Raw genomic sequence first — 2,712 nt, forward strand, 5'->3', positions numbered from 1 at the left:
ATTATGTGTTTGCTTATTAAATGGTTTAAACCCTCTTTTTTAAGGGGGTTTAGAAAAATCGCAACATCAAAGCTTTTATCGTTGGTTATAAAAGCTACAAAACCAACGGCGCGACAACAAACCCTAACGCCACGCTCAAAAACACGACTAAAACCCCAGGGATCAAAAACGCATGATCAAACACATAACGGCCCATTTTAGTGGTGCCGGTGTTATCCATAGCGATCGCTCCTAGTAAAGTGGGGTAAGTGGGTAACACAAACAACGCCGAAACGCTCGCAAAAGAAGCCACGATAATATACAAATGCTCCGTATGATTAGCGCTAATACCTAAGGCTGTGATCACGCTTGGGATGAGCGCTTTAGAGGTGGCGGCTTGCGAATACAAAAGCATGGAAGCCAAAAAGAGCGCTACGGCTAATAAAAACGGATAATCGGCGATCAAAAACGAAGCGTATCGTTTGATTTCATCTATATGATTGCTCACAAAAGTATCGCCTAACCACGCCACGCCTAACACGCACACGCACGCTTGCATGCCGGATTTAAACACGCTTGAATGAGCGATTTCATTAGCGTTGATCTTACAAAAAAGTGCAATGAGAGTCGCCACGCTCAACATGAAAGACACGATCGCTTGATCTCTTCCTAAAACCACCGGGCTAACAAAAGCGATATTTTTAGAAATCGCGCTCGCATAAAAAACGATCGCTACAACCCCAACGATAAAAATCCATAGCGATAATTTCGCGCTTTTTGAGGTTTCTTTTTCTTCTTTGATTTTAGGGGGCGAGATTTTGCCCGCTTTCAAGCGTTCTAAATAATTCGGGTCGCTGTCTAATTTCAAATTAGTAAAACCCATCACAAACGCCGTGAGCATGCATGCTAAAAAAGTCGTAGGGATCCAAACCATTAAAAGGGTGAGATAATTTGCTCCTAAAGGCTCTAAAATGCCGCTCATAAACACCACCGCTGCGCTCACCGGGCTTGCGGTAATAGCGACTTGACTGGAGACTACCGCTAAGCTTAAAGGCGCTTTGGGTTTGATGTTTTGGCTCTGGCTCACTTCCACAATCACTGGGATCAAAGAAAAAACCGTATGCCCAGTGCCGGCTAGTATCGTTAAAAAATACGCCACGCTTGGCGCTAAATAGTTGATTTGCTTGGGGTGTTTCCTTAAAATTTTTTCAGCGATTTTAACTAAGTAATCCAAGCCCCCCGCTTTTTGCATGGCACTGATAGCGCTAATGACTGCCATGATGATTAAAATCACATCAAAAGGGATTTTGCCCGGGTTTAGCCCCAAAAATAAGCAAAGCACAAGCACGCCCAAGCCCCCCGCATAGCCCACTCCCAAGCCCCCTAGCCTTGCCCCTAAAAAAAGCGAAAAAAGTAACACGATAATTTGAAAAAAGGCATCCACCATTAACCCTTTTAAATTTATTTTAACAACGATTCACTATACTATAAAATCTTTTAAATTTCAAAAGGTAGTCTATAATGAGAATGTTTTTGAAATTTTTGATTCTCTTATTTTGTTTGAAGGGGCAAGTTATGGCTCAAAATTTACCTACCATCGTTTTACTAGCGACAGGGGGGACGATTGCCGGGAGTGGCGCGAGCGCGAGTTTGGGCCGTTATAAGAGCGGTGAGTTGGGTGTCAAAGAGCTTTTGAAGGCTATCCCTAGTCTCAACAAGATCGCTCGCATTCAAGGGGAGCAGATTTCTAACATCGGCTCACAAGACATGAATGAAGAAATATGGTTCAAACTTGCTAAACGCGCCCAAGAATTGCTAGATGATAGCCGCATTCAAGGCGTTGTCATCACGCATGGCACGGACACTTTAGAAGAGAGCGCGTATTTTTTAAATTTGGTTTTACGCTCCACAAAACCGGTCGTGTTAGTGGGAGCGATGCGTAACGCTTCTTCTTTGAGCGCGGATGGCGCTTTGAATTTATATAATGCTGTGAGCGTAGCGGTTAATGAAAAAAGCACGAATAAGGGTGTGTTGGTGGTGATGGACGATACTATTTTTAGCGCTAGAGAGGTGGCTAAAACGCACACCACCCACACTTCCACCTTTAAAGCCCCAAATAGTGGCGCGATAGGGAGCGTGTATTATGGCAAGGTGCGTTATTACATGCAGCCTTTGAGAAAACACACGACAGAGAGCGAATTTTCCCTTTTAGAGCTCAAAACCCCCTTGCCTAAAGTGGATATTATTTACACGCATGCTGGCATGACCCCCGATTTATTCCAAGCGAGCCTGAAATCGCATGCAAAAGGCGTTGTGATAGCCGGGGTGGGTAATGGGAATGTGAGCGCTGGGTTTTTAAAAGCGATGCAAGAAGCGAGCCAAATGGGGGTGGTTATCGTTCGTTCTAGCAGGGTAGGCAGTGGTGAGGTTACTTCAGGCGAGATTGATGACAAGGCTTATGGTTTCATCACAAGCGACAATTTAAACCCCCAAAAAGCCAGGGTGCTTTTACAACTCGCTCTAACTAAAACGAATGATAAGGCAAAAATCCAAGAAATGTTTGAAGAGTATTAAACGATTCTCTTAGATCACTCAATTATCAAAGATAACTGGGTGATTTGGTTTATTTTGTTTTTGACTTTATTTTCATCAAATATTGATAACTATCAAAATAGATTTGATGAAGCTCCCCCTATTTTAAAAAGGAGATTTTTCAATAAGCAAACACATAAT

At 43.1% G+C, this 2,712-nt stretch carries 2 protein-coding genes; one reads left to right on the forward strand and one right to left on the reverse strand.

What is annotated here, in order from left to right; genetic code table 11:
* Positions 1-94: 94 nt before the first annotated feature.
* The gene (locus BZK24_RS08000) at positions 95-1,426 is read right to left on the reverse strand and encodes an anaerobic C4-dicarboxylate transporter (protein ID WP_077657108.1); all 1,332 of its coding nucleotides are present in this window, start codon (positions 1,424-1,426) and stop codon (positions 95-97) included.
* A gap of 74 nt (positions 1,427-1,500) precedes the next feature.
* On the opposite strand from BZK24_RS08000, the gene BZK24_RS08005 reads away from it, so the two are divergent.
* A complete protein-coding gene (locus tag BZK24_RS08005) occupies positions 1,501-2,553 on the forward strand; it encodes an asparaginase (RefSeq protein WP_077657109.1) in 1,053 nt (350 codons plus the stop codon).
* The last annotated feature ends 159 nt before the right edge of the window (positions 2,554-2,712 follow it).

The organism is Helicobacter pylori (assembly GCF_001998165.1).
GTDB classification, from domain to species: domain Bacteria; phylum Campylobacterota; class Campylobacteria; order Campylobacterales; family Helicobacteraceae; genus Helicobacter; species Helicobacter pylori_DL.